This is a genomic window from Cellulosimicrobium protaetiae (genome assembly GCF_009708005.2).
GTDB classification, from domain to species: domain Bacteria; phylum Actinomycetota; class Actinomycetes; order Actinomycetales; family Cellulomonadaceae; genus Cellulosimicrobium; species Cellulosimicrobium protaetiae.
On sequence record NZ_CP052757.1, the window covers coordinates 4,256,098 to 4,282,841 of the forward strand.

The 26,744-nt window shown below is 71.9% G+C and carries 20 protein-coding genes; 12 read left to right on the top strand and 8 right to left on the bottom strand.

Going from position 1 to position 26,744, the window contains the following annotated elements; all coding sequences use genetic code 11:
* The first annotated feature begins 301 nt into the window (after window positions 1–301).
* The 6 genes from FIC82_RS18295 (at window position 302) to FIC82_RS18320 (ending at window position 7,898) form a co-directional block, all read left to right on the top strand.
* A complete protein-coding gene (locus FIC82_RS18295) occupies window positions 302–1,684 on the top strand; it encodes an NAD-dependent malic enzyme (protein WP_154799430.1) in 1,383 nt (460 codons plus the stop codon).
* 154 nt (window positions 1,685–1,838) lie between these two features.
* On the top strand, window positions 1,839–3,155 hold the full coding sequence (locus FIC82_RS18300; RefSeq protein WP_154799431.1) for an AAA family ATPase: 1,317 nt from the start codon (window positions 1,839–1,841) through the stop codon (window positions 3,153–3,155).
* On the top strand, window positions 3,155–3,745 hold the full coding sequence (locus FIC82_RS18305; RefSeq protein WP_154799432.1) for a hypothetical protein: 591 nt from the start codon (window positions 3,155–3,157) through the stop codon (window positions 3,743–3,745). Before FIC82_RS18300 ends, FIC82_RS18305 begins: the two co-directional genes overlap by 1 nt.
* Before the next feature lie 47 nt (window positions 3,746–3,792).
* Window positions 3,793–4,626 (top strand): RNA methyltransferase, encoded by an 834-nt coding sequence (locus FIC82_RS18310; protein ID WP_154799433.1) that lies wholly within the window; start codon window positions 3,793–3,795, stop codon window positions 4,624–4,626.
* Between the two features lie 230 nt (window positions 4,627–4,856).
* Window positions 4,857–6,875 carry an acetate--CoA ligase gene (gene acs, locus FIC82_RS18315; protein WP_253691275.1) on the top strand — a complete coding sequence of 673 codons (2,019 nt, stop codon included), beginning with the start codon at window positions 4,857–4,859 and terminating at the stop codon, window positions 6,873–6,875.
* Between the two features lie 141 nt (window positions 6,876–7,016).
* The gene (locus FIC82_RS18320) at window positions 7,017–7,898 is read left to right on the top strand and encodes a pentapeptide repeat-containing protein (protein ID WP_154799434.1); all 882 of its coding nucleotides are present in this window, start codon (window positions 7,017–7,019) and stop codon (window positions 7,896–7,898) included.
* Between the two features lie 145 nt (window positions 7,899–8,043).
* Here FIC82_RS18320 and FIC82_RS18325 read toward each other — a convergent pair whose 3' ends face one another.
* The 3 genes from FIC82_RS18325 to FIC82_RS18335 form a co-directional block, all read right to left on the bottom strand.
* Complete coding sequence (locus FIC82_RS18325; RefSeq protein ID WP_168732086.1) at window positions 8,044–9,426, bottom strand: MFS transporter; 1,383 nt, start codon at window positions 9,424–9,426, stop codon at window positions 8,044–8,046.
* 40 nt (window positions 9,427–9,466) lie between these two features.
* Window positions 9,467–10,639 carry an FAD-dependent oxidoreductase gene (locus FIC82_RS18330; RefSeq protein WP_253691276.1) on the bottom strand — a complete coding sequence of 391 codons (1,173 nt, stop codon included), beginning with the start codon at window positions 10,637–10,639 and terminating at the stop codon, window positions 9,467–9,469.
* A gap of 198 nt (window positions 10,640–10,837) precedes the next feature.
* Window positions 10,838–12,226 (bottom strand): MFS transporter, encoded by a 1,389-nt coding sequence (locus tag FIC82_RS18335; protein WP_216609935.1) that lies wholly within the window; start codon window positions 12,224–12,226, stop codon window positions 10,838–10,840.
* 89 nt (window positions 12,227–12,315) lie between these two features.
* On the opposite strand from FIC82_RS18335, the gene mshD reads away from it, so the two are divergent.
* From mshD to FIC82_RS18350, 3 genes are read left to right on the top strand one after another with little or no spacing between them, the layout of a single operon-like run.
* On the top strand, window positions 12,316–13,374 hold the full coding sequence (mshD, locus tag FIC82_RS18340) for a mycothiol synthase (RefSeq protein ID WP_253691277.1): 1,059 nt from the start codon (window positions 12,316–12,318) through the stop codon (window positions 13,372–13,374).
* 43 nt (window positions 13,375–13,417) lie between these two features.
* Window positions 13,418–15,679, top strand: coding sequence for an RNA degradosome polyphosphate kinase (locus FIC82_RS18345; protein ID WP_154799436.1), 2,262 nt, complete (start codon window positions 13,418–13,420; stop codon window positions 15,677–15,679).
* Between the two features lie 3 nt (window positions 15,680–15,682).
* Entirely contained in the window at window positions 15,683–16,720 is a 1,038-nt protein-coding gene (locus FIC82_RS18350; RefSeq protein WP_154799437.1) for an NUDIX hydrolase, read from the top strand.
* A gap of 10 nt (window positions 16,721–16,730) precedes the next feature.
* Here the strand turns inward: FIC82_RS18350 and FIC82_RS18355 are convergent, their stop codons facing one another.
* From FIC82_RS18355 to FIC82_RS18365, 3 genes are all read right to left on the bottom strand, one after another.
* Complete coding sequence (locus FIC82_RS18355; protein ID WP_168732087.1) at window positions 16,731–17,732, bottom strand: inorganic phosphate transporter; 1,002 nt, start codon at window positions 17,730–17,732, stop codon at window positions 16,731–16,733.
* 5 nt (window positions 17,733–17,737) lie between these two features.
* Complete coding sequence (locus FIC82_RS18360; RefSeq protein ID WP_021482999.1) at window positions 17,738–18,358, bottom strand: DUF47 domain-containing protein; 621 nt, start codon at window positions 18,356–18,358, stop codon at window positions 17,738–17,740.
* A gap of 1,223 nt (window positions 18,359–19,581) precedes the next feature.
* Window positions 19,582–20,181, bottom strand: a complete 600-nt coding sequence (locus tag FIC82_RS18365) for a hypothetical protein (RefSeq protein WP_154800541.1) — start codon at window positions 20,179–20,181, stop codon at window positions 19,582–19,584.
* Between the two features lie 265 nt (window positions 20,182–20,446).
* Here FIC82_RS18365 and FIC82_RS18370 point away from each other — a divergent pair, with 265 nt between their 5' ends.
* From FIC82_RS18370 to FIC82_RS18380, 3 genes are all read left to right on the top strand, one after another.
* A complete protein-coding gene (locus FIC82_RS18370) occupies window positions 20,447–21,901 on the top strand; it encodes a sugar porter family MFS transporter (RefSeq protein ID WP_154799438.1) in 1,455 nt (484 codons plus the stop codon).
* Window positions 21,902–22,076: 175 nt separating this feature from the next.
* Window positions 22,077–22,580 carry a MarR family winged helix-turn-helix transcriptional regulator gene (locus tag FIC82_RS18375; RefSeq protein WP_168732088.1) on the top strand — a complete coding sequence of 168 codons (504 nt, stop codon included), beginning with the start codon at window positions 22,077–22,079 and terminating at the stop codon, window positions 22,578–22,580.
* A 146-nt stretch (window positions 22,581–22,726) separates the two neighbouring features.
* A complete protein-coding gene (locus FIC82_RS18380) occupies window positions 22,727–24,436 on the top strand; it encodes an MDR family MFS transporter (RefSeq protein ID WP_154799440.1) in 1,710 nt (569 codons plus the stop codon).
* 97 nt (window positions 24,437–24,533) lie between these two features.
* Here the strand turns inward: FIC82_RS18380 and FIC82_RS18385 are convergent, their stop codons facing one another.
* Together FIC82_RS18385 and FIC82_RS18390 are read right to left on the bottom strand one after the other, a co-directional pair.
* The gene (locus FIC82_RS18385; protein WP_154799441.1) at window positions 24,534–25,691 is read right to left on the bottom strand and encodes a heparan-alpha-glucosaminide N-acetyltransferase domain-containing protein; all 1,158 of its coding nucleotides are present in this window, start codon (window positions 25,689–25,691) and stop codon (window positions 24,534–24,536) included.
* Complete coding sequence (locus tag FIC82_RS18390) at window positions 25,670–26,707, bottom strand: hypothetical protein (protein WP_154799442.1); 1,038 nt, start codon at window positions 26,705–26,707, stop codon at window positions 25,670–25,672. Before FIC82_RS18390 ends, FIC82_RS18385 begins: the two co-directional genes overlap by 22 nt.
* Between the last annotated feature and the right edge of the window lie 37 nt (window positions 26,708–26,744).

A 26,744-nucleotide genomic window follows, 5' to 3' on the forward strand; every position in this document is an offset into this window, starting at 1 on the left:
CAACCGCACCGTCGTGTTCGAACGGTCGTAGAACAGGGTGTGGAAGTCGGGGCCGACGGGTTGCGATCCCCTCCCGCCCGGGCTGTGATGGAGAGACAACAGCATCGCGGCGGTACCCACGCGCTGGAAGTCCACGTAGGGACTCGCTGACCGGACGGGACCCGGCCACGACGGCCACCCCGGACCGTTGCAGCGGACACGGTTGCACGCCTGATAGCCGCCACGATGCTGGCGGGACGGCGCTCCTGAGGGGGCGCCGTCGTCGTGCCGGGCGCGTGGTCGCCGCGCGATACTGGGGCCCATGACGTCAGCGCCGAGTGTCTCCTCCTCCATCACCGTCCGCCTCCAGGTCGAGGCGCGCCCCACCGCCGTGAGCGAGCTGACGACGGCGATCGAGCACACGGGCGGGATCGTCTCCGCCCTAGACGTCACGGCGTCGGGCCACGAGCGCATCACGGTCGACGTCACGGTCGCGACGCGCGGCGAGGAGCACGCCGGGCAGATCGTCGAGGCGCTGCGCGCGCTGCCGGGCGTCGTCGTCGACCGCGTCTCGGACCGCACGTTCCTGCTCCACCTGGGCGGCAAGCTGCAGATCGAGTCCAAGGTACCGATCCGCAACCGCGACGACCTGTCGATGATCTACACGCCCGGCGTCGCGCGCGTGTGCGAGGCCATCGCGGCCAAGCCCGACGACGCGCGCCGCCTCACGATCAAGCGCAACACGATCGCGGTGGTCACCGACGGCTCGGCCGTGCTCGGGCTGGGCGACATCGGCCCGCTCGCCTCGCTGCCCGTCATGGAGGGCAAGGCGGCGCTGTTCAAGCGGTTCGCCGGCATCGACGCGTTCCCCATCGCGCTCGACACGACCGACGTCGACGAGATCGTGCGCACCGTCAAGGCCATCGCGCCCGTGTTCGCGGGCATCAACCTCGAGGACATCTCGGCGCCGCGCTGCTTCGAGATCGAGGCACGGCTGCGCGCCGAGCTCGACATCCCCGTGTTCCACGACGACCAGCACGGCACGGCGATCGTCGCGCTCGCGGCGCTGACGAACGCGCTGAAGGTCGTGGGCAAGGACCTGCCGGACGTGCGGATCGTGCTGTCGGGCGCCGGTGCCGCCGGGACCGCGGTGCTCAAGCTGCTGCTCGCCGCGGGCGCGCACGACGTCGTCGTCGCCGACATCGAGGGCGTCGTCCACCCCGCGCGGCCGGGTCTGTCGCCGTCGCTCGCGTGGACGGCGGTCAACACGAACCCGCGGCGCGTCACCGGGACGCTGCGCGAGGCGGTCGTGGACGCGGACGTGTTCATCGGCGTGTCCGCGCCCGACGTCCTCACCGGCGACGACGTCGCGCGCATGGCGCCCGGCGCGATCGTCTTCGCGATGGCGAACCCCCGCCCCGAGGTCGACCCGGTCGAGGCGGCACGACACGCGGCGATCGTCGGCACCGGGCGCTCCGACTTCGCGAACCAGATCAACAACGTCCTCGCGTTCCCCGGCGTGTTCCGCGGCCTCCTCGACGCGCAGTCGCACCGCATCACCGACGCGATGCTGCTCGCCGCGGCCCGCGCCCTCGCGTCCGCGATCCACGAGGACCAGCTCAACCCCACCTACATCATCCCGAGCGTGTTCAACCCCGAGGTCACGACGCTCGTCGCGGCGGCGGTGGAGCGTGCCGCCGAGTAACCCAAAGCGGCGAACGAGATCGAAACGGCGTTGCCCTAGCGTTGCACCGGCATGGAGGGCCTATAGTGGTCGTCGATCAGAGCAAACCAGCCACCTTGCCAAACCGGTCGGCTGATGCCCGAGACTTTTCGCACGCGATACGCAAGGAAGGCGCATGCTCGAGTCGCTCTCATTGAAGAATTTCAAGAGCTTTGCTAATGCCAGAATTCCCTTGGCTCCGTTCACGCTCGTGATTGGAGCGAACGGAGCAGGCAAGAGCAACTTCTTTGACGCATTGCGGCTGCTTCGTGCAATTGGCGAGGGGCGGTCCGTACGAGATGCACTTGAGGGCCACGCCCTCCCTGGCGCCACGACAGCGACAGCAGTCGCCGGCGTAAGGGGTGGGGCAGGCGCGATAACACATTTCCTTAGCGGCTCGCAGATATTCTCCATCTCGGCGATCATTCGGAATGGCTACACGCGAATTCAGTACGACGTAGAAATTGACGCCTCCAAGTATCGAGTGGTAAACGAGGAGCTGCGGTCATCATCACACGCCGGCAGCTATGTCTTCTCCACGAAGCCCGACACTGGCCCACTGGATCAACTTGAAGAGTCACCGGTCATAACCGCCCGATTCCACAAAATGAGCCGCGGACTAAACCCGCGTCGCGACTTCTCCCCGCATGAGTTCATCTTGAGCCAGTTCACCGGAAGGCGCGCCGAGTCGCGCGCGAACGAAGAGGTCGCAGACTTGGTCCGCGAGGAGTTCGCCGCGATTACTCCGCTGGAACTTCGCCCTGAAGTCCTTCGCCAGTATTCCCCTCGAGGTAGGGCTGACCTCGGCGAGCACGGAGAAAACTTTGCATCGGTTGTGGCGAACCTTTGGGACCGGGCAAATGCACCGCAGTTCCGATTCGTCTCCGAAAGCGGCAGATCGCAGTTGGAGGAATTTGTAGACTCAGATGCGCGGGACTCGATGGCGGCGCTAAAGTCGTGGCTCGGAGAGATCACCCCGCGAACCATCACAGAGGTCCTCACACAGCAGACGCCCACAGGGGAAGTTATCTTTGCTGTGCGGGAGGAGCCCTACGATGATCCAATTGCGGCCCCCTCACTTTCGGACGGAACGCTGCGCTTCGCCGCGTTGGCCCTTGTGGCCACTGCCACTCCAGGGCGCCGCGCACTGGTCGTCGAGGAGATTGAGAACGGAATTAATCCTTCGAGAGTCGCCCTGCTTGTTCAGATGCTTGAGCAGGCAACGGCCGATTCACAGGTGCAGGTGATCGCGTCGAGCCACAGTCCGGCCGTCCTCGACTACGCCGGTGAGCGCGCGGTTGAATCCGCCGTTGTGATCGGATGGGATGAGGAAAATCAGTCATCACGCCCTGTGCTGATCAAGAGTCTTCCCAGCTTCGAAGAAGTCCGGAAGCACGAATCGCTTGGTGATTTACAGGTAGAGGGCTGGCTCCAACTTGCGGCAGGAATGTGATGTCCTTTCGAGTCTTCGTCGTTTGTGAGGACCACACACTCGATCAGTATGTCGCAAAGCCGGTTATTGAGGCTCTGCTTGGTCATCTTGGAAAGCCGCGATCGCAGGTGAAGGTCGTATCCAATCCCAGGCTGAACGGCATTGGGGACGTGGAGGCGCAATTTGAGAGCATCGCCACACGATATGCGGCCATTGGCGATCTACTTATTTTTGCGCTGGATCTTGACTGCTGCGATGGGCAGGAAGGCCGCAAGAACCGTCGGCACTCCTTTGACGAGAAGATTGCAAAGTTGCCGTCGAATGTCTTGGGAAAAGTCGTGGTAGTGCTCGCGGTTCAAGAACTTGAGGTCTGGGCACTGTGGGGTTCTCGCAGCAAGCTCAACGCGCAATGGAGTGCAGTTCGCGCGGAGAGGGACCCCAAAGAACTGTACTTTGATGGGATGACGACGGACGCGGACAGCAAGTTTCCGGGCAAGGGTCGGGCGCGATTGATCACGGAGAGCCTTGCAGCGGGATGGCAGTCCTTGGCCACGGGGTGCCCTGAACTGGGCGATTTGGAATCGCAGCTTCGGGCACGGTTCGCCGCGTGAGCGGGGCAACGAAGCCATCACCGTCACATCGTTGACTAGGGGTTAGTATGCAGCGCGTCACCACCCGTAACGCCGCGTTCCAGCAGTGGGAGGCGCTGCTCACCAACCGCACCAAGCGGCACCGCGCGGGCGAGACGCTCGTCCAGGGGGTGCGCCCGATCACGCTCGCCGTCGAGTCGGGCTGGACCGTGCGGACGTGGCTCGTCGACGCGGACCGGTCGCTGTCGAGCTGGGCGCACGCGATGCTCGACCGGGTGCGTACCCAGCGGTTCGCCGTGTCGTCGGAGCTGATGCGCGAGCTCGGCGGCAAGGAGGACGACGCGCCCGAGCTGCTCGCGATCGTCGCGACGCCGCCCGACGACCTGGGTCGGATCGCCGCGGATGGCCGCGACTCGGGGGACGACACCGCGTTCCTCGGCGTCGTGCTCGACCGGCCCACGAGCCCAGGGAACGTCGGGACGGTCGCGCGGTCGCTCGACGCGTTCGGGGGCCGCGGCCTGATCGTCGCGGGGCACGCCGCGGACCCGTACGACCCGCGCGCCGTGCGCGCCAGCACCGGCTCGATCTTCTCCGTGCCGACGGTCCGCGTCCCCGCGGGCCGCGACGTCCTCGACTGGGTCGCCGCACAGCGCTCCGCCGGGGTCCCGCTGACCCTGCTCGGGACGGACGAGCACGGCGACGTCGAGCTCGCCGAGCACGACCTCACCGGCCCGACGCTCGTCCTCACCGGCAACGAGACGACCGGTCTCAGCGCGGGCTGGCGCGAGGCCTGCGACGTCATGGTGAGCATCCCCATGCTCGGCACGGCGAGCTCGCTCAACGCCGCGAGCGCCACCACCGTCGTGCTCTACGAGGCCGTGCGCCAGCGCCGGGCGCGCTGACGCGGGCTGGCTCCGGGTCCGCGCGCGCGGCGCGGTTCCCACCCTCGGGGCATTTGCGAGCGATCCCGCCGAATAGTGGACCTCTGTGACCGCGCTCACGACAACGGGTCTAGACTCCCGAAGGTCGGGGCCCGCCACGGTGGGCGTCCGGCCGCCCTGCGTCCGCCTCCGCTCCCCCGGTGGCCCACGCGCGGGCGCCGCACCAGAGTCGATGCGCACCGGAGGTCAGCGTGCCAGAGAACGAGTCCACCACTGCTCAGCCCGGGTTGGAGAACCTCCTCCACGAGACCCGGAGCTTCCCGCCGAGCCCGGAGTTCGCCGCGCAGGCGAACGCGCAGCCCGCGCTCTACGAGGAGGCGCGGGCCGACCGGCTCGCGTTCTGGGCGCGGCAGGCGAACGACCTCGTCACATGGCGGACGCCGTTCACCGAGACGCTCGACTGGTCGCAGGCTCCCGTCGCGCGCTGGTTCGCGGACGGCACGCTCAACGCCGCGTACAACGCCGTGGACCGTCACGTCGAGGCGGGCCTGGGCGACCGGGTCGCGATCCACTTCGAGGGCGAGCCGGGCGACACGCGCACGGTGACGTACGCGGAGCTGCAGCGCGACGTGTCGCGCGCGGCGAACGCGCTCGCGGCGCTCGGCGTGGAGACGGGCGACCGCGTCGTCATCTACCTGCCGATGGTCGTCGAGGCCGTCGTCGCGATGCTCGCGTGCGCGCGGATCGGCGCCCCGCACTCGGTCGTGTTCGGCGGGTTCTCGGCCGACGCGCTGCGCAGCCGCATCGCCGACGCCGAGGCGAAGCTCGTCATCACGGCCGACGGCGGGTACCGCCGCGGCGCGGCCTCCGCGCTCAAGCCGGCGGTGGACGAGGCGATCGCACCCAAGGAGGGCGCGGACCCGACGACGGTCGAGCACGTGCTCGTCGTGCGCCGCACCGGCCAGGACACCGCCTGGACCGAGGGCCGCGACGTGTGGTGGCACGACGCGCTCGAGTCGGCCGACACGACGCACACGCCCGTGTGGGTCGAGGCCGAGCACCCGCTGTTCATCCTCTACACGTCCGGCACGACCGGGAAGCCCAAGGGCATTCTGCACACGACCGGCGGCTACCTCACGCAGGCCGCGTACACGCACCGCAACGTCTTCGACCTCAAGGCCGAGAGCGACGTCTACTGGTGCACGGCCGACATCGGCTGGGTCACCGGCCACTCCTACGTCGTCTACGGGCCGCTGCTCAACGGCGCGACCCAGGTGATCTACGAGGGCACGCCCGACTCCCCGCACCAGGGCCGCTGGTGGGAGATCGTCGAGAAGTACAAGGTCTCGATCCTCTACACCGCGCCGACCGCGATCCGCGCGTGCATGAAGTGGGGCGAGGAGATCCCGGCGAGGTTCGACCTCTCGTCGCTGCGCGTGCTCGGGTCGGTGGGCGAGCCCATCAACCCCGAGGCGTGGATGTGGTACCGCCGCGTCATCGGCGGCGACCGCACGCCGATCGTCGACACGTGGTGGCAGACCGAGACCGGCGCGATCATGATCTCCCCGCTCCCCGGCGTGACGGCGGCCAAGCCGGGCTCCGCCCAGGTGCCGCTCCCGGGCATCGTCGCGGACGTCGTCGACGACGAGGCGCACTCGGTGCCGAACGGCGGCGGCGGGTACCTCGTGCTGTCCGAGCCGTGGCCGTCCATGCTGCGCGGCATCTGGGGCGACCTCGAGCGCTTCAAGGACACGTACTGGTCGCGCTTCCCGGGGATCTACTTCGCGGGCGACGGCGCCAAGAAGGACGAGGACGGCGACATCTGGCTCCTCGGGCGCGTCGACGATGTCATGAACGTCTCGGGCCACCGTCTCTCGACCACGGAGATCGAGTCGGCGCTCGTGTCCAACGAGATCGTCGCGGAGGCCGCGGTCGTCGGCGCGAGCGACGACCTCACGGGCCAGGCCGTCGTCGCGTTCGTCATCCTGCGCGGCGAGCACGCGGCCCGGGCGGCGGACGCCGACGGCGCCGCCGCCGTGCAGACCGAGCTGCGCAACCACGTGGCGAAGGAGATCGGCCCGATCGCCAAGCCCAAGCGCATCCTCGTCGTGCCGGAGCTGCCCAAGACCCGGTCCGGCAAGATCATGCGCCGCCTGCTGCGCGACGTCGCGGAGAACCGCACCGTCGGCGACGCGACGACCCTCGCCGACTCGTCCGTCATGGAGCTCATCTCGGCGGGCCTGCAGAAGCCGTCGTCCTCGGACGACTGACAGGCCGCTCGTCGAGCACCGGGGTCGGTGTCGTCGTCCGCGCGACGGCGGCACCGACCCCGTCCTCGTGCACGGGCAGGCCCGCGCTCGGCGGTCGATATGCGCGTGCCGGGCGGCCCACGGACGGCGTAGCGTCGAGAGATGCCCCCCGTCCCCGCGGCCGACGACCGTTCCCTCCTGGTCGAGCAGCTCGACCTGCGCAGCGACTGCTCGCGCTGCACCGGCCTGTGCTGCGTCGGCCTGCACCTGGTGCGCTCCGCCGACTTCGCGATCGACAAGCCCGCGGGCACCCCGTGCCCGAACCTGCGCGACGACTTCGGCTGCCGCATCCACGCCGGGCTGCGCGAGTCCGGGTTCCCCGGGTGCGTCGCCTACGACTGCCTCGGGGCGGGCCAGCGCGTGACGGCCGCGGTCCGGTCCGCGCACGACGGCGCGACCTGGCGCGACGACCCGGTCGCCGCCCTCGACGCGTTCGCCGCGCTCCCCGTCGTCACGCAGATCCACGAGCTCCTCTGGTATCTCGCCGAGGTGTTGTCGCTGCCCGCCGCGGCGCCCGTGCACGACGACGCACGGCGGGCCCTCGACAGGACCGTTCCCCTCGCGGGCCTCGCCCCGGCCGACCTCCGCGCGCTCGACGTCGGGGCCGTCCGTCGCGACGTCGGACCGCTCGTCGACCGCGCGAGCGCGCTCGTACGGGACGCGGCTCGGCCGGACGCGGGCAGTGGCTCCACGCGACGGCGGGCCACGGCGGGTGCGCGCCGCCGCCTGCGTCCGGGCGCCGACCTCGTCGGCGCGGACCTGCGCGGGCTCGACCTCTCCGGGACGGACCTCCGGGGTGCGCTGCTGCTCGGCGCGGACCTGCGCGGGTCCCGCCTCGACGCCGTCGACCTCCTCGGTGCGGACCTCCGGGGAGCCGACGCGCGCGGCGCCGACCTCTCACGCGCGCTCTTCCTCACCCCGGCGCAGGCCGGCGCCGTCCGCCGGGACGAGCACACGGCGCTCCCCGCCGCGCTCCGTCCCTGACCGGGCATCGGCGCCCCCGGCCGAGGTCGGTGCTCACGGCCGAGGTCGGTGCTCACGGCCGAGGTCGGCACTCCCGGCCGAGATCGGCAACCGCGACCGCCGATCTCGGCCGCAACCGCCGATCTCGACCGCTCGTCGGCCGCCGTCAGCGGAGGGTGGCCCGCCGCGCCAGCGGTGCGGCGACGACCGCGCAGACGACGACGAGGACTGCCGCGCCCCACGCGAGCGCACCGTACGACGAGAACCCGATGATCGCGCCGGCGAGGATGCCGCCGACGGCCCCGCCGGTGTTCATCGCGAGGTCGGAGAGGCCCTGCACCGACGTGCGCGCCGGCCCGGGCGTGGCGTCGACGAGCAGCGCCGACCCGGCGACGAGCCCGCACGACCACCCGAGCCCCAGCAGCACGAGGCCCACCGTCAGCCGCGCCGAGTCCTCCCCGGGCGCGCCCGCCACCACGACCGCGGCGGCGAGGAGCAGCGCGCCCCCGACGTAGAGGACGCGCGCGTGCCCGACCCGGTCCGCGAGCCACCCCACCACCGGGCTGAGCGCGTACATGCCCGCGATGTGCGCGCTGATGACGAGCCCGACGACCTGGAGCGTCGCACCGCCGTGGTTCATGTGGACGGGGGTCATCGACATGAGCCCGACCATGACGAGATGGCTGAGGACGATCGCACCGAGGGCGAGGCGCGCCGTCGGGCTGGCCGAGACGACGGCCCAGCCCGCGCGCAGCCCGTCGCGCCACGACGATCCCTTGCCGCCGCCCGGCCCCGCCGCGGGGGACGCACCCGACCCGGTCCCCTGTACCGGGTCGGCGGACGCGCGCGACGCGAGCAGCGGGTCCGGCCGCAGCCACACCACGACGACGGTCGCGGCCAGCGCGAACGCGACCGCCGCGAGGAGGAACGGAGCGGCGCTCGGCGCCGTCGAGCCGTGGTGCGCGTGCGCGTCGCCACCGAGGCGCAGGCTGGGACCTGCGACGCGGTCCGCGAGCCCGGCGAGCGTCGGGCCGACGACGGAGCCGACCGTCGTCGCCCACACGACCACGGAGAGGTCGCGCGCCCGACGCTGGGGCGTCGCGAGGTCGGTCGCCGCGAAGCGGGACGCGAGGCCCGCCGCCGTCCCGGACCCGAAGAGCAGCATCGCCACGACGAGCAGGGGCCACCAGCCCACGAGCACGGCCACCGTCGCGAGCACGGCACCGCCCGTCGCGACGCCGAAGCCGAGGAGCAGGGACGGCCGCCGCCCGCGCTGCCCCGCGACGTGCGCGAGCGGGAGGGCGACGAGCGCGGCGCCGACGACGCCCGACGTCGAGGTGAGCCCCGCGATCGCGTCGGACCCCGAGAGCGCGGACGTGACGAGCGGCGCGACCGCGATCCCGCTCGCGACGCCGACCCCCGAGAGCACCTGCGTCGCGGCGAGCGTCGTGAGGGTGCGGCGCTGCGACGGGAGGACGGGGACGTCAGGGCTGGTCACGGGACCGGGAGGGACGGTCGACGGTTCGGGGGCGGGCGGTTCGGTGGTCACGGGTGCACCGTAGGCCGCGGCGGACCGCCCTGACGAGCCCTTACGCCGCCACCGGTCGCCGAGATCCTGCCGCGCCGTCACGGTCCGGGCGCCGTCCGAGAGCACGCAGGACACCGCGCGCGGCCTCGCGTCCGGCCCGGTTGGCGCCGATCGTCGACGCGCTGGGCCCGTACCCGACGAGCTGGACGCGGGGGTCGCGCGCCGCCGTCGTGCCGTCGAGGACGATCCCGCCGCCGGGCTCGCGCAGCGCGAGCGGCGCGAGGTGGTCGAGCGCGGCCCGGAACCCGGTGGCCCAGAGGAGGACGTCGGCGGGCTGGAAGAGCAGTCCGTCGTCGTTCGCGCCGGCCGCCCACTCGACACCCGACGGGGTCACCCGGTCGAACATCGGCCGACGGCGCAGCACCCCGCTCGCGATCCCCGCGCGGTAGCGCGGCGTGAGCGGCAGGCCCGTGACGGAGACGACGCTCCCCGGCGGGAGCCCGGCGGACGTCCGCTCGGCGACGCGTGCGACGGCGGCGCGGCCGAGCTCGGGAGAGAAGTCCTCCTCGACCCAGACGGGATCACGGCGCGTGACCCACGTCGTGCCCGACGCGTGCGGGGCGATCTGCAGCAGCAGCTGCGTCGCGGACGCCCCACCGCCCACGACCACGACGTGCTGCCCGGCGAAGTCCTCGGCGGCACGGAAGTCGTGCGTGTGGAGCTGGCGCCCGCGGAACGTCTCCATGCCTGGGTAGCGGGGCCAGAACGGCCGGGTCCACGTGCCCGTCGCGTTGACGAGGGTGCGGGTACGGACCACCAGCCCGCGCGCGTCCGTCCCGCCGCCGACCGCGGCACGCACGCGCAGCAGCGCGGGGTCGTCGGGGTCCTGCGCGACGTCGTCGACCGTCGCCGGGCGCACGACGCGCAGGTCGTTCTCGCGCTCGTACGCGGCGTAGTAGCGGGGCACGGCGACGTTCGCGCGCTCCGCGGGGTCGCCGGCCGGGAGCGGGACGCCCGGGAGGTCGTGCACGGCGTGCGTCTCGGCCATGGTCAGCGCGTCCCAACGCTCCTGCCACGCCCCGCCCGGGCCGCGACCGCCGTCGAGCACGAGCGGGTCCAGCCCGGCACGGCGCAGGTGGTAGGCCGCGGACAGCCCCGCCTGCCCGGCACCGACGACGACGACGTCGCGCACGAAGTCCCCCGGGCCACCGACCGTCCCCGCGTCCGCGCCCACCGCCCCCCCGCACGTCCGTCACCTGGCTCACGACGCCCTCAACGACCCGGCCCCGCCGAACCTTCCCCGCCACCCGGTGATGTGCCGAACACGACATGAGGGTCGTTGTCGGGTCGATGACGACCCCCATGTCGTGCTCGACGGCGGGCGGTGTCGTTCTCGAGGGCGCGCCGGAGCCGTCCGGGGTGTCGGGTGCGGTCAGGTGCGGTCCGGGACGCGCTGCAGCGTGCGGATCGGGCGGACCGCCAGGAGCGCGACGACCGTGAGGGTCCCGACGACCGCGCCGACCAGGAGCACCCGGTCCGTCCCGAACGCCGCGACGGCCGGGCCGGCCAGGGCGGCACCGATCGGGTACATGCCGACGGACCCCGCGACCTCGTACGCGTGGACCCGGTTGAGCACGTCGCCCGGCACCTGGGTCTGCACGCTCGTCGCCCACATGACGCCCCACACGCCGACCCCCACGCCCACGAGCACCTGCGCGGCCGCGAGCGCCCCCACCGGCCAGCCGAGCACGAGGCCGAGCGGGTAGAGCGGGTAGGCGACGAGCGCCACCGCCCCGGCCGCGAGCGGTCGCCGGGGCTTGAAGCGGATCGCGAGCAGACCGCCGACGACCGTCCCCACACCCAGCGCGCTGTTGAGGACGCCGAACGCCGTCGCGCCGTGCTCGGGCACGACGACGCCCGCCGCCACGGGGAGCTGCGGGCCCCACGCGAGCACGGCGTAGACCATCCAGATGACGATCACGCCCCACAGCCAGGTGCGGGAGCGGAACTCGCGCCAGCCGACGGCGAGGTTGTGCCAGAGCCCCGCCCCGGCCGGGGGCGCGGGCACGACGCCGAGCCGGAGCGCGAGGAGGCACACCGCACTCGTCCCGTACGCCACGGCGGAGAGGATCATGACCCAGCCCGTCGACCCGAACCCGACCAGGACGCCCGCGAGCGCCGGGCCGCCGAGGCCCGTGATCGCCTCGGAGGTGCGCAGGATCCCGTTCGCACCCTGCACGTCGCGGGCCACGAGCGGGACGGTCGACGCGGCCCCCGGCTGGAACAGCGCGTTGGCGGTGCCCGCCACCACGAGCAGCGCGTACAGGTGCCACAGGTGGTCGATGCCCCGGACGAACAGGACCGCGAGGAGCACGTGCGCGGCGAGGTTCGCGACGTCGGCGACGATCATCATCCGGCGTGCCGTGAACCGGTCCGCGAGCACGCCGCCGAACAGGACGAGGCCCGCGAACGGGGCGACGAGGAACGCCATGGCGTACCCCGCGACGGCCAGCCCGTACCCCGAGCTGAGCAGCCCGGCGGAGACGGCGACGGGCAGCATCGCCCAGCTCAGCAGGCCAGCGCTGCGGGCGGTGAAGTAATAGCGGAAGTTGCGCGACCAGATCGCCGGCTCGCGCGGCTCACCGAGAGACGGCGACGGCGACGGCGACGGCGACGGACCACCCTCGACCGGCCTCGCGTTCGCCGCCCGGGGTGAGGCCCCGGCCACCACCACCTCGGTCGTCTCCTCCACCGCGCACGCCCCCATGGCGCCCCCCTCCGTCGTCGATGCCGCGAACCGGTCGATCGTGACAACCGTCACCCGCCCGGGAACCTTCCCGACCAGCCACGATGCGTGCCGAGCCGCCCCCGCGTTCGGCCGTGGCCCGCGCCCGGGGGCAAGATGGACCGGTGGAGACCGCGATCCTCTGGCACATCGGGCCACTCATCGACGACGTCGAGATCGCCCAGGTCCACGACCTCGCCGCGGCGGCCGAGCGCGAGGACGGCGTCGCTCCCCTCTCCGAGCAGCCGCTGCTCAACCTGCGTGCGGCGACGGACGACGTCGTGCACCTCCTCACGTGGCGCGCGGGCGAGCTCGCGGGGTACGCCCAGGTGGACAAGCGCGGCGAGGCACCGAGCGCCGAGCTCGTCGTCCGCCCCGAGCACCGGCGGCACGGGCTCGGGTTCCACCTGCTCGGCAGCGCGGCCGACCGCGCGGCCGAGCCCCGCCCGAGCGACCCGGACCACGACCGCGACCACGACGGGCAGCCGCACCCGAGCGACCACGACCACGACGGGCAGCCGCGCCACGGCGCGGAGACCGACGGCGAGCCCACCCGGGCGCCGCGCCCGCCGCTCCGCGTCTGGGCCCACGGCGACCTCCCCGCGGCCCGCGGCCTCGCGGCGCGGGCGGGGTACGACGTCGTGCGCGAGCTGCTCGTCCTCGAGCGGCCCCTCGGCGAGCCGACGGTGCGCCCCGACGTCCCCGCGCGCGTGCGGCTGCGCGCGTTCGTGCCGGGGGACGACGACGCCGCGTGGGTCGCCGCCAACGCGGCGGCGTTCGCGCACCACCCCGAGCAGGGCCGGCTGACGGTCGACGACCTGCACGCCCGGATGCGCGAGGACTGGTTCGACGCGGCCGGGCTCCTGCTCCTCGAACGCACCCCCGGACCCGACGCCGGTGCCGCCGAGCTCGTCGGGTTCGTCTGGACCAAGATCCCGGCCGGTCAGCCCGACGGCGCGCACGAGGGCGAGATCTACGTCGTCGGCGTCGTCCCGACCGCCCAGGGCGAGGGGCTCGGCCGGCTGCTGACCGCCGTCGGGCTCGCGCACCTCGCGGACCGGGGTGCCACGACCGCGGTGCTGTACGTCGACGGCGACAACGTGCCCGCGGTGCGCACGTACGAGCGCGCGGGCTTCACCCGCCGCGCGGTGCACGTGCAGTACGCGCGCCCGACCGCCCGGTGACCCGTGTCACGCACCGTTCACCAACTGGTGCCACCATGAACCCATGACCGACACGTCCACGCAGCGCACGCTCGACCCGGACCTCGCCGCGCACATCGCCGAGCACATCGCGGAGGAACCCGAGATCGAGCCGGTCGGCGCGGAGCTCGACCTCGGTCCGCTGCCCGACGACCGGTTCGCCGACCGCGAGCTGAGCTGGCTCGCGTTCAACCAGCGGGTGCTCGAGCTCGCGGAGGACCCGGGCCAGCCGCTCCTGGAGCGCGTGCGGTTCCTCGCGATCTTCGCCTCCAACCTGGACGAGTTCTTCATGGTCCGGGTCGCCGGCCTCAAGCGACGCATGGCGACCGGCATCGCGGTCACGGCGGCGTCGGGTCTCTCGCCGCGCCAGGTGCTCGACGCGATCAGCGAGCGCGCGCACGAGCTCATGGCGCGGCACGCGCGCGTCTTCGCCGACGACGTGCAGCCGGCCCTCGCCGCGGAGGGCATCACGCTCGTCCACTGGGACGAGCTGGAGACGCGCGAGCAGGAGCGCCTGCACAAGTTCTTCCGCAAGCAGATCTTCCCGGTGCTCACGCCGCTCGCCGTCGACCCGGCGCACCCCTTCCCCTACATCTCGGGCCTGTCGCTCAACCTCGCGGTCGTGGTCGCCAACCCGACCACGGGCAAGGAGCACTTCGCGCGCGTGAAGGTGCCGCCGCTGCTGCCCCGGTTCATCGCCGTGGACGCGCGCGGCCGTCCGAGCGCGCCCACCTCCCAGACCGCGTCGGACCGCGGCCCGACGTCGTTCGTCCCCATCGAGGAGGTCATCGCCCAGCACCTCGACCACCTGTTCCCCGGGATGGAGGTGCGCGAGCACCACCTGTTCCGCGTCACGCGCAACGAGGACGTCGAGGTCGAGGAGGACGACGCCGAGAACCTGCTCCAGGCGATGGAGAAGGAGCTCCTGCGCCGCCGGTTCGGGCCGCCCGTGCGGCTCGAGCTCACGCCGGGGATCAGCCCGCGCATCCGCGCCCTGCTCGTGCGCGAGCTCGGCGTGGTCGAGGAGGAGGTGTACGAGATCCCGGAGCCGCTCGACCTCACGGGACTCAACCTCATCGCCGACCTCGACCGCGCGGACCTGCACTTCCCGCCGTTCGTCCCGACGACCCACCGCCTCCTCGCCGAGGTCGAGAGCGCGCAGCCCACCGACGTGTTCGCCGCGATCCGCGAGCGCGACGTCCTGCTGCACCACCCGTACGACTCGTTCTCGACGTCCGTGCAGACCTTCCTCGAGCAGGCCGCGGCCGACCCGTCGGTGCTCGCGATCAAGCAGACGCTGTACCGCACGTCGGGCGACTCGCCGATCGTCGACGCGCTCATCGACGCCGCCGAGGCGGGCAAGCAGGTGCTCGCGCTCGTCGAGATCAAGGCGCGGTTCGACGAGCAGGCCAACATCTCCTGGGCGCGCAAGCTCGAGCAGGCCGGCGTGCACGTCGTGTACGGGATCGTCGGGCTCAAGACGCACTGCAAGCTCTCGCTCGTCGTGCGCCAGGAGTCGGACGGCCTGCGGCGCTACTGCCACGTCGGCACGGGCAACTACCACCCGAAGACCGCACGCCTGTACACCGACCACGGCCTGCTCACGTGCGACCCCGACGTCGGGCAGGACCTCACTCGCCTGTTCAACCAGCTCTCCGGGTACGCGCCGCAGTCACGGTTCCACCGCCTGCTCGTCGCGCCGCGCACGGTCCGGTCCGGGCTCGTGGAGCGCATCGACCGCGAGGCGGTCGCCGCGCTCGCCGGCCACGAGGCGTGGGTCAAGATCAAGGTCAACTCCGTCGTCGACGAGACGACGCTCGACGCGCTCTACCGTGCGTCGCAGGCGGGAGTGAAGGTCGACCTGGTCGTCCGCGGCATCTGCGCGGTCCGCCCCGGCGTCCCCGGGCTCAGCGAGAACATCCGGGTGCGCTCGATCCTCGGGCGGTTCCTCGAGCACTCGCGCATCTACGCGTTCGCCAACTCCGCCGGCCCCGCCATCGGCGAGGGGCCGGAGAGCGGGCCCGAGGTGTTCATCGGCTCGGCCGACCTCATGCACCGCAACCTCGACCGCCGCGTCGAGGCGCTCGTGCGCATCACGGACCCCGACCAGGTCATGGAGCTGCTCGACCTGCTCGACGCGTCGATGTCCGAGCGCACCGCGTCGTGGCACCTCGACGCCGACGGTACGTGGCACCGGCCCCGGTCGGGCCCCGACGGCACGCCCCTCGTCGACCTCCAGGCGAGCCTCGTGCAGCGACAGCGCCGCCGGCTCGTCGGGAGGCGGTAGCGGATGGGAGTGCCCTCCTCCGCACTGCGCAGCGGCGTGCCCCTCGTGGACACGCTCGGCCCGACGCACGTCTCGCACGCCCCGGTCATCGAGTCCGCCGGTGCGCTCGTGTGGCGCGTGCGCGACGACGACCTGCAGGTCCGCCTCGTCCACCGGCCCCGCTACGACGACTGGTCGTGGCCCAAGGGCAAGCTCGACCCGGGCGAGACGTTCCAGGCCGCTGCGGCGCGCGAGGTCGCCGAGGAGACGGGCCGACCCGTCGTCCTGGGCGTCCCCCTCCCGGGCCTGCAGTACCTCACGCCCGAGGGCCGCGTGAAGCGCGTGCACTACTGGGCCGCGCGCAAGGCGTCACGGAAGGCGGACGCCGGCGCGCTCGCCGCCCGCGCTCCGGTCCCGCCCGTGTCGCCGCAGGAGATCGACGCCGCCGCGTGGCTCTCGGTGGACGCCGCCGCCCAGCGCCTCACGCGCCGCGCCGACCGCGCCCCGCTCGAGGCGCTCGTCCGAGAGCGGGACGAGGGACGGCTCGCGACGCACGTCGTCGTCATCGCCCGGCACGGCAAGGCCGTCACGCGCGCCGCGTGGCACGGCGACGAGCAGGACCGCCCCCTCACCCCGGCGGGGCACGCCCAGGCCGTCGCCCTGGTGCCCGTGCTCGCGGCGTACGGGGTCGAGACCGTCGTGACGAGCCGCTGGGACCGGTGCGCCCAGACGATCGCTCCTTACGCGGGCGCGTCAGGGCTGGAGACGGTGAGCATCGACCACCTCACCGAGGCGCAGCACGAGCGCTCCCCCGCGCGCGTCGCGCGGACCGTCCGCGAGCTCCTCGAGGCCGAGCGGTCGTCGGTGCTGTGCACCCACCGGCCTGTGCTGCCCACAGTGCTCGACGTGCTCGGGCAGCACTCGCGGCGGCCCGTCGCGAACGCCCTGCCGACGCACGACCCGTTCCTCGAGCCGGGCGAGATGATCGTCGCCCACGTGGCCCGCACGCCCAAGGGCCCGCGCGTCGTCGCCGCGGAGAAGGTCGCGCCGCCGCTGCACTGAACGCGTGGGCTCAGAGCAGGATCGGGCTGAGGATCCAGTAGACGACCGCCGCCACGAGCGCGGCCGCGGGGATGGTCAGCACCCACGCGGCACCGATGTTCTTGGCCACGCCCCAGCGCACGGCGGACAGCCGCTTCGTCGCCCCGACGCCCATGATCGCGGACGTGATCGTGTGCGTCGTGGAGACCGGTGCGTGGAAGATGAACGCGTTGGCGTACAGCACGACGGCGGAGACGGACTCGGCGACGAAGCCGCGCGCCGGGTCCAGCTCGATGATCTTGCGCCCGAGCGTGCGCATGATGCGCCACCCGCCGGCGTACGTGCCGAGCGAGATCGCGGTCGCGGCGGAGAGCTTGACCCACAGGGGGATCGTGTTGTCGTCCTGGAACCCGCCTGCGACGAGCGCGAGGACGATGACGCCCATGGTCTTCTGCGCGTCCTGGAGGCCGTGCCCCAGCGCCATGGCCGCCGCCGAGGCGGTCTGCGCGATGCGGAACCGGCGGAACGCCCGGGCCGGGGCCGCGTTCCGGAAGATCCACAGCACGAGGACCATGAGCGCGAACGCAAGACCGAAGCCGATGAGGGGCGAGAAGATCATGGGCAGCACGACCTTGTCGAGGATCGCGTCCCAGTGGACCGTGATGCCGGACGCGATGCCGACGCCCGCGAGACCGCCGATGATCGCGTGCGTCGACGACGACGGCAGCCCCAGCCACCACGTGATGAGGTTCCACGTGATCGCGCCGATGAGCCCGCACAGGACGATCACGAGGCCCTGGTGGGGCGGCACGTCGTTGACGGCCACGATGTCCTCGGCGATCGTCTGCGCGACGGCCGTGCCGAGCAGCGCGCCGATGAGGTTGAACACCGCGGCCATGAGGAGCGCTGCCCGGGGCGTGAGCGCCCGGGTCGAGACCGAGGTCGCGATGGCGTTCGCGGCGTCGTGGAAACCGTTGGTGTAGTCGAACGCCAGGGCGAACGCCACGACGACGACGACGAGCACGACCTCCACGGCGCTCAGGACTCCTTGAGGGCGATGGTCTCGACGGTGTTCGCGACCTTCTCGAACGCGTCGGCCGCCTGCTCGAGGACCTCGACGATCTCCTTGAGCTTCATGAGGAGGACCGGGTCGGACACGTCGTCGAAGAGCTCGGCGAGGAGCTTGCGGTGGACCTTGTCGGCCTGGTTCTCGAGACGGTTGACCTCGACCCAGTACTCGGGGAGGTCGTCCATGGAGCGCAGGCGCGGCATCGCCTCGGCCGTGAGCTCCGAGGCGCGCTGGAGCACCTGGACCTGCTCGGACACCCGGGCCGGGAGCTCGTCGACCTTGTAGAGGACGATGAGGTCGGCCGCCTCCTCCATGTAGTCCATGCAGTCGTCGAGCGCCGACGCGAGGGCGTAGATGTCGTCCCGGTCGAACGGCGTGACGAACGTCTGGTTGAGCCGCCGCATGATCGAGTGCGTCGCGTCGTCCGCGAGGTGCTCGGTCTCGCTGAGCTGCTTCGCGAGCTGCTTGCGCGTCGGACGGTCGGCGCCCAGCAGCTCCGCGAGGAGCGTTGACCCGGTGACCAGGTGCTGCGCCGAGGCGGCGAGAAGGTCGAAGAACGAGGTGTCGCGCGGTGTCAGGCGCAGGCGCACGGGAGGCTCCGGAAGGGACGCGGGGTAGGGGTCTGAGCTGGCGTCGGCCGCACTGGCCGCTCGGCTGCCGGGCGGGCCGGACGGCCGGGGTGGTCACGATCTCGGGTCGGATGATCTCTGGATGAACGCACGTCGAACTCTCGTCAAATGTAGCCGACGCTCGGGGCGATGCAGGAATCGTCGGGGCGAAGGTCCCGGATCCTCAGGACGCTCACAGCCCGCACCCGGCGTCCTCGCCGGGGTGGCCACCTGTTCCCTGCGCGACGGCGTGGTCGCGTCCGTGCGCGACGACGTGGGCGCGGCAGGAGACGCGGACGGGAGAAGTTGGCGACGCCGGGCCGGGAGCGCCTCTCGGCGCGTGGCCGCTCGTAGCGGCTGAGTGTGGAGCCCGGGGCTACCGCGGCCCGGCGTCGTGAACCATCGTACGTGCCGCCCGGCCCCCGAGGTACTCCCCCGCCCCCGTGTTCGCGCTCCGCGAGAACCCACCCGCCCGACGTGCGCCACGCCCGTCATTCCCGCACCCTCCGCCCCTGAGCACCCGCCACCCAACGAGGTAGAACCGTGGTCGCGCGAGGTAGAACCGTGGTCCGCCGAAGGAGAACCGTGGTCGGGTCCGCGGCGGGGGTGGTCTCGGTGCTCGGGGCTGCCGCGCCGTCACCTTCGGTCTTTCGGGCGTGGGTTATCTGAGCGCGGCTCTGACGCCCCTTCGCATCCGAGCCCACCCCCACCGCTCGGCCGTGATCGCACCATCGCTCGCCGAGGTGGAACCGTGGATGCGCGAGACAGCACCACGGTCGTGATGCCCGACGGCGGTCGGCCACCTCACGGGCCGGGTCAGGGCACAGCGTGGTCGCGCTCGACGGCGGTGGGAACCGGCCGTTTGTCGGCGTCGCGTCTCCAAGGCAACGGGACCGATGGCGGCCTGTTCGCCCGGAAAGCCGAGTCGAGACGAAGCCGGTCGGGGTGCGTGGTGGTGCCGCGTCGTGGCGGGCCTGGCGGGAGCCGCGAGGAACGAGCGGCGGATGGTAGACGCGGCACCACCACACACCCCGACCACCCAAGGCGACCCTTCGCCGTCGGCTGCAAGAAGCCAAGGTTCTACTTCGCGCAACCACGGTTCTACTTCGGCGGACCACGGTTCTACTTCGGCGGACTGCAGTTCTATCTTGCGCGACCACGGTTCCAACTCGGCGGAACGGGGTTCTCCCTCGGCGGCTGGCGGCTCAGTCGAGGCGGTCGGCGCGCCAGAGCTCGGCGGCGTGCTCGAGCTCTTGCGCGGTGCGGAGCAGCGACCCGGCGCCGCGGGTCATGCGGAGCGCGCCGTCGGGGTCGGCGACCTCGCGCGCGTCGGCGTCGAACGCGGCGCCGGTCGCGAGGATCCGGCAGAACGACCCGGCGCGTTCGAGCGCGACCGCGAGGTCGCCGGCAAACACGCCGGACAGGACGGCGTCGGCGAGGTCGCGCACGTCCTCGGGGCCGGGAGGACGGGGGACGCCGGCGATGGCCTCGTGGACCGGCGCGGCGTCGACGCCGAGGCGGTAGCGCAGGGTCACTGTCTGCGGGTCGCGACGGACCCACTCGCGCAGCACGTAGAGCCTCCAGAGCGCGCCCGGCAGCGAGTTCGGGGCGGCGTCGGACCACAGACCGGCGACGACGTCGAGCCCCTCCGTCTCGACGAGGTGGACCAGTCGCTCGACGACCTGCGGGTCCTCGGTGTCCCGGGCGCGGTGCACGATCGCGTGCGCGGTGGTGTGCGCGACCTGGTCGCGCAGCGCGGGGTCGAGCTCTCCGGGGAGCTCGTCGGCGTCGCGCGGGTCGAGCATCGCCGGGCGCCGGGGTCGTTGCGTGCGACCGGTCCGACCCGGGTCGGGCCGGTCTGCGGGGGTGGCGGGGACGTCGTCGGGCACGCGCCCAGTGTCCACCCGACGGCGGCACGGTCGCACCGGACGTGCGCCATGCCACGGTTGCCGCCCCCAGCCGGGCGAGGCCTCCACCGGGCGAGGGCCCGTTCGCCGCGCCGCCGAAAGCACCCCGCCCTACAGTGACGAGAGGGGCCTCGACGGGCTCCGAGACGGAGCGGAGGACGAGATGTCGAGCAGCGACGCAGCAGGTCACGCGACCGCAGGTGCACGCAGCGCGCACCGCAAGGCCATCGGCCTGGCCGTCGCCGCGGCGGTCGGCGGGTTTCTCTTCGGGTTCGACAGCTCGGTCATCAACGGTGCCGTCGCGGCGATCGAGGGCCAGTTCGACCTCGACTCCGCAGTCACCGGGCTCGTCGTCGCGATCGCGCTCCTCGGCTGTGCGCTCGGCGCCTGGTCGGGCGGTCGGCTGGCCGACCGCTGGGGCCGCACGCGCGTGATGGTGTTCGGCGCGATCCTGTTCTTCGCGTCCTCGATCCTCTCTGCGATCGCGTGGTCGGCGTTCGACCTCGCGATCTGGCGTTTCATGGCCGGCGTCGGCATCGGTATCGCCTCAGTCATCGCCCCGGCGTACATCGCGGAGATCGCGCCGGCCCGGCTGCGCGGCCGCATGGGGTCGCTGCAGCAGCTCGCGATCACGGTCGGCATCTTCGCCGCCCTGCTGTCCGACCAGCTCCTCGCGGAGGCGGCGGGCGGGGCCTCCAACGAGCTGTGGCTCGGGTGGGAGGCGTGGCGCTGGATGTTCCTCGTGTGCGTGATCCCGGCGGCCGTCTACGGCATCCTCGCCCTGCGGATCCCGGAGTCGCCGCGCTACCTGGTGGCGAAGGGACGTGACGACGAGGCCCGCGCGGTCCTCGAGTCCGTGCTGGGCCCGGACGAGGACGTCGACGACCGCATCGCGCAGATCCACCGCTCGATCGCGGTCGACGAGAAGAACGCCCAGGAGGGGACGCTCAAGGGCTCGACGTTCGGCCTCAAGCCGATCGTGTGGGTCGGCATCCTGCTCTCGGTGTTCCAGCAGTTCGTCGGGATCAACGTGATCTTCTACTACTCGACGACGCTCTGGCAGGCGGTCGGTTTCGACGAGAGCCAGTCGTTCCTCGTCTCGACGATCACGTCGGTGACGAACGTCGCGGTGACGTTCATCGCGATCGCGCTCGTGGACAAGGTGGGCCGTCGCCCGATCCTGCTCATCGGCTCGGCGGGGATGACGGTCTCGCTCGGCCTCATGGCGATCGCCTTCACACAGGCCGTCGGGAGCGGCAAGGACATCACCCTGCCCGACCCGTGGGGGCCCATCGCCCTGGTTGCCGCGAACGCGTTCGTCGTGTTCTTCGGTGCCTCGTGGGGACCTCTCGTCTGGGTGCTCCTGGGCGAGATGTTCCCGAACCGGATCCGCGCGGCCGCGCTCGGCGTCGCGGCCATGGCGCAGTGGCTCGCGAACTTCGCGATCACCCTCACGTTCCCGCCGATGCTGTCGGCCTTCGGTGCCACGATCCCCTATCTGATGTACGCGATCTTCGCGGCGCTGTCGTTCGTCTTCGTCTTCAGCAAGGTCCCGGAGACCAAGGGCATCGAGCTCGAGGACATGGGCGACGAGCGCGTGGGTCGCGCCGCGCACTGAGACTTCTCCTCCCGAACCCGGGGTCGGTCCTCACGGCACGCGCCGGGTGGGGACGGACCCCGGGTTCGGCCGTCTCCGGGCCGCGACGGGACGCCCGAGAATTCCTTGCTCCACACAATGGTTGCTGAAAGCAACTGCGAGGCGTATGCTTGCCTGCAGCAACCAAGGAGTAGTCGTGCCCGTCATCACCCCCGCCGCGGCCAGCGCGGCCCCGGAGCTCGCTCCCGACCCCTCCCCCGCGGCGGGGCTCATCCGCGCGCTCGACGAGCTGGCCCGCGCGCAGCGCGAGTCGGCCGTCCGCATCGCGCGCGACCTCGACATCCCGCGGTCGTCGTTCGGGCTGCTCCGCATGCTCCAGCGGTGCGGCCCCGTCCAGCTCGGGGACGTCGCCGCGAGGCTCCGCGTCGACCTGTCCGTGGCCAGCCGCCAGGTGAGCCACCTGGTCGACGAGGGCCTCGTCCGCCGCACGGTGGACGACGACGACCGGCGCGCCCGGACCGTCGAGCTCACCGAGGACGGGCGCACGCTCGTCCTGCGGGCGTACGAGCACATCGACGCCCTGGCCGCCACGACGTTCGCCGAGTGGCACGACGACGAGATCGTCGAGGCCACGCGCCACATCGAGCGCGTCGCCGCGGCGGTCGTCGCCGGCCACGACGCTCCCCGCACGACCGGGTGACCGAAGGCGCCCGCGGCACCACCGCCGTCGGGCACGCCCCCGACCCGCCGACCGCGGCTCCGCGCGACCGGCCACCGACCACCTGACACCGCCCCACGACACGGGTGCCTCCGACACGGCCCCGTGAGCAAGGAACTCAGCGCCTCATGACCAGCACCACACCAGAACGCACCGCACCGCCCGGCGCGACCGAGACGTCCATGACCCGCCGTGAGGTCATGGAGTCCCTCTCCGGGATCCTCCTCGGCATGTTCGTCGCGATCCTCGCGAGCTCGATCGTCTCGAGCTCGCTCCCCAAGATCGTCAGCGACCTGAACGGCTCGCAGTCGTCGTACACCTGGGTCGTCACGTCGACCCTGCTCGCCATGACGATCTCGACCCCGATCTGGGGCAAGCTCGCCGACCTCACCAACCGCAAGGTCCTCATCCAGATCGCCCTCGTCGTCGCGGTCGTCTCGTCCGCGCTCGCGGGCCTGTCGCAGAACGTCGGGACGCTCATCGCGCTCCGTGCGTTCCAGGGCATCGGCGCTGGCGGTCTCATGGCGCTCGCCACCGTGCTCATCACGGACATCATCTCGCCGCGCGAGCGCGGCAAGTTCATGGGCCTCATGGGCGGCATCATGGCCGTCAGCCAGATCGGCGGACCGCTCCTGGGCGGTGTCCTCACCGACGCCGTGAGCTGGCGCCTCAACTTCTTCGTCGGGCTGCCGTTCGCGATCGCCGCGATCATCGTGCTCCAGCGCACGCTGCACCTGCCGAAGGTCGCGCGCCGCGTCGTCCGGATCGACTACTGGGGCGCGATCCTCATCAGCGCCGGCGTCTCCTCGCTCCTGCTGTGGGTGACGTTCGCCGGGCAGAACTTCGAGTGGCTCTCGTGGCAGACGTTCGCGATGGTCGGCGGCGCGGTGCTCGCGCTCGTCGGTGCCGTGCTCGTCGAGCGCGTGACGCCCGAGCCGCTCATCCCGCTGCACCTGTTCAAGAACCGCACGTTCGTCCTCGCGGTCGTCGCGTCGGTCGCGGTGGGCGTCGCGATGTTCGGGACCGCCGTGTTCCTCAGCCAGTACATGCAGGTGGCGCGCGGCAAGACCCCGACCGAGTCGGGCCTCCTGACGATCCCGATGATCGTCGGCACGTTCGTCGCGTCGACCCTGTTCGGCCAGCTCATCACGCGCTACGGCCGCTACAAGGCCTTCATGGTCACGGGTGGCGCGGTCCTCGTGGTGTCGCTGTTCGCCCTGTCGACGATCGACTACCACACGAGCTTCACGCTCATCAGCGTCTACCTGTTCTTCCTCGGCGTCAGCATGGGCATGCTCATGCAGAACCTCGTGCTCGCCGTGCAGAACACGCTCGACGTCGACGAGATGGGCGCGGGCACCTCGACCGTCGCGTTCTTCCGCAGCCTGGGCGGCGCGATCGGCGTGTCCGTGCTCGGCGCGGTGCTCGCGACCAAGGTCACGACGTCGATCCAGGACGGCCTGACCAAGCTCGGCATCCCGGCCGACTCGATGGGCGGCGGCAACGCCGTGCCCGACGTCTCGACCCTCCCCGTGCCGATCAAGGACCTCGTGGAGAGGTCCTACGGCGACGGCATCGCCGAGATCTTCCTCGTCGCGGTGCCGCTCGCGCTGATCGCGCTGATCGCCGTGTCGTTCCTCAAGGAGGTGCCGCTCGGCACCAAGACCGGCCTCCAGGAGCGCCTCGAGAAGGAGGCGGCCCTCTCCGGCGCCGAGGCCCCGGTCGACGCGACCCCCGGCCGCGTGACCCTCGCCGAGGAGACCGAGTCGACGCTCCTCGAGGCGTTCGAGCCCGCGGGCGTGGTCGACGACGAGCGGTCGACACGCTCGTCGGTCTGAGCCTCACCCGCACTGATCCGTCGAGGGCGGTACCGGACCTGGTCCGGTACCGCCCTCGCGTCGCGCCGGGGCCCCGAGCGGTCTCGGCGCGACGCGATCAAGCCGTCAGATAGATCCGTCGGCGATGCAGGACGACGGCGAGCGTCGTCCAGAAGAGCAGCAGCGCGAGCGTCACGGCGATCTGCCCGGCCCAGCCACCTCCGAGCGCGTTCACGGCCTGGAAGAGGACGCCCTCCCCCCGGCCGCCCGGGTAGCGGCGCAACAACGAGCTGAGCACGTGGGACCCGAAGTAGACGAGCAGGCTGTTGCGCCCGAGCGCGACCAACCAGTAGAGGAGCGCGGTATCGAGCACAGGACGCGACTCGATCTTCCGGGTCACGACGACCGCCAGACCCATCGCGATCGCTACGCCTCCCGCGATCGCCAGGGCGAACGGCGGAGTCCAGAGCCTCTTCATCGTCGGGAGGTCGGCGCCGAGCAGGTCGGCCACACGCGGAAGGAGCCAGGCCGCGGCCAGCAGGCCGGCGCCGAGAAGCGTCAGCGGAGCGACGTAGCGACGCAGGGGGACGTCTGCCGACCGCCGGTGGATCGCCAGCACCAGGTGGCCGACCGTCGCTCCGGCAGCGACCGAGACCATGGAACCGTAGATCGCGACGAGACCCTCCGGGTCGTGCCCCAGGAGGCCACCCGCGTACATGTGACTGCCGAAGACGGCGCTGTCGATCGCCCCTGACGGGTTGCACTCCCGCGTGAGCGTGGAGTCGGGGCACCGCGTGCTCCACCACATGAGGAGCGCCGAGTACGTGGACGCGTAGAACGCCGTCCACCCCAGCCACCCACGCCAGGTCCTCGTGAGCTGGTGTCCCAGCGCCGTGAGCAGCACGACGACCGCGTAGAGCTGGAGGACCCCGGTGACGCGCAGCTCCCCCAAGGACTGCGTGCCGTCGACGACCCAGTTGTAGACGAGTCCGAGCCCGAAGAGCACGAGGACCCTGCGCGCGAAGCGGGGCCAGTCGGTACGCCTGTTGAGGGCGAAGGCGAGACCGCAGCCCGAGAGCGTGACGAAGATCGGGAAGATGACGTCCTCGAGGTTCACTCCGTCCCACGGGGAGTGGTGGAACGACGGCGGCAGGATCACCATGCTGTTGATCGTCACGGAGGCGACGAGCATGATGCCGCGGAGCCAGTCGAGTGCGGCGATCCGTGTCGACGGCCGGGTACGCACGGCCGCCGTCACGGTGCCACCCGGTTCCACGCACCGTAGTAGCTGAGGAAGGCCTGCTGACGCGACATGATGAGCGCCCGCCCGTTCCCTGCCTGGACGGGAACCTCGGTCTGGGGCCAGTGGTCACCGGGGAACGCGAGCCAGCCGTACCACGACTGCATCAGGCCGACGGGCACTCCGGTGTCGTCCGGGGACTCGCACATCAGCGAGCAGTAGGTGTCCTCGTCCAACGCGTGGCGGTAGGTGATCGCCATGGGCCGCGGCCATGTCGCGACGAGGTTCCCCTCGAGCGCACCGAAGTCGTTCTGCGCGAGTGCCGACGACACGGCGAGGTGGTCGGGATGCGGGTAGTCGGCGAACGCCCGGTTGCCCGTGCAGAGCTCCCGACGGCAGTCCGGTGTCGCGACGACGCGGGACGGGTCGTTGAAGTACGACGCGCCGATGATCCGTGACAGGTCGAGCTCGGGCAGGAGGGCGCCGCGCTGTGCCAGCACCCACGTCACCATGTACTCGACCTCGTCGGCCGTCAGGTTCCCGTCGCCGCCGTCGAAGGCGACCAGTGCGGCGTCTGCGCCGACGGAGTAGAGGATCGGAGACGCCTGCTCCTCGGTGTCCGTCGACCGCGGCACAGCCCCGATGCCCAGCTCCTGCGCGGGAACCTCCTGGAGCTCCGGGAGCTGTCCCGTCTCCGCGCCGAACGCGTCGCTCCCCTGGCGGTCCGAGAGGTCGCGGTGAAATCCAAGCCAGGACGCGAGCCGCGCCGTCCGGCACTCCGCGCTCTGACGGCCGGCCGGCGTCGGGACGGGCCACTCCCCGAGGGACGTGACCGACGGGCGCAGGAGGTCGGGCTCGCAGTATCCCGTCGACTCGCCCTGGGTGCCGACGACCCAGACGGTGAAGTCGTCGTCGTCGACCGCCGCGATCCCGAGGAGGTCGTCGTCGGGGTGCGGCGCGACGACGACCTGGAGGCGTCGCGGTGCGTCGAGAGCCGAGCAGCCTCCCAGGAGGGTGGAGAGGACGACCGCGAGGAGCACCACGGTACGCAAGGGACGGCGCCTCACCTGGCTCCACCTCCCCACGGAC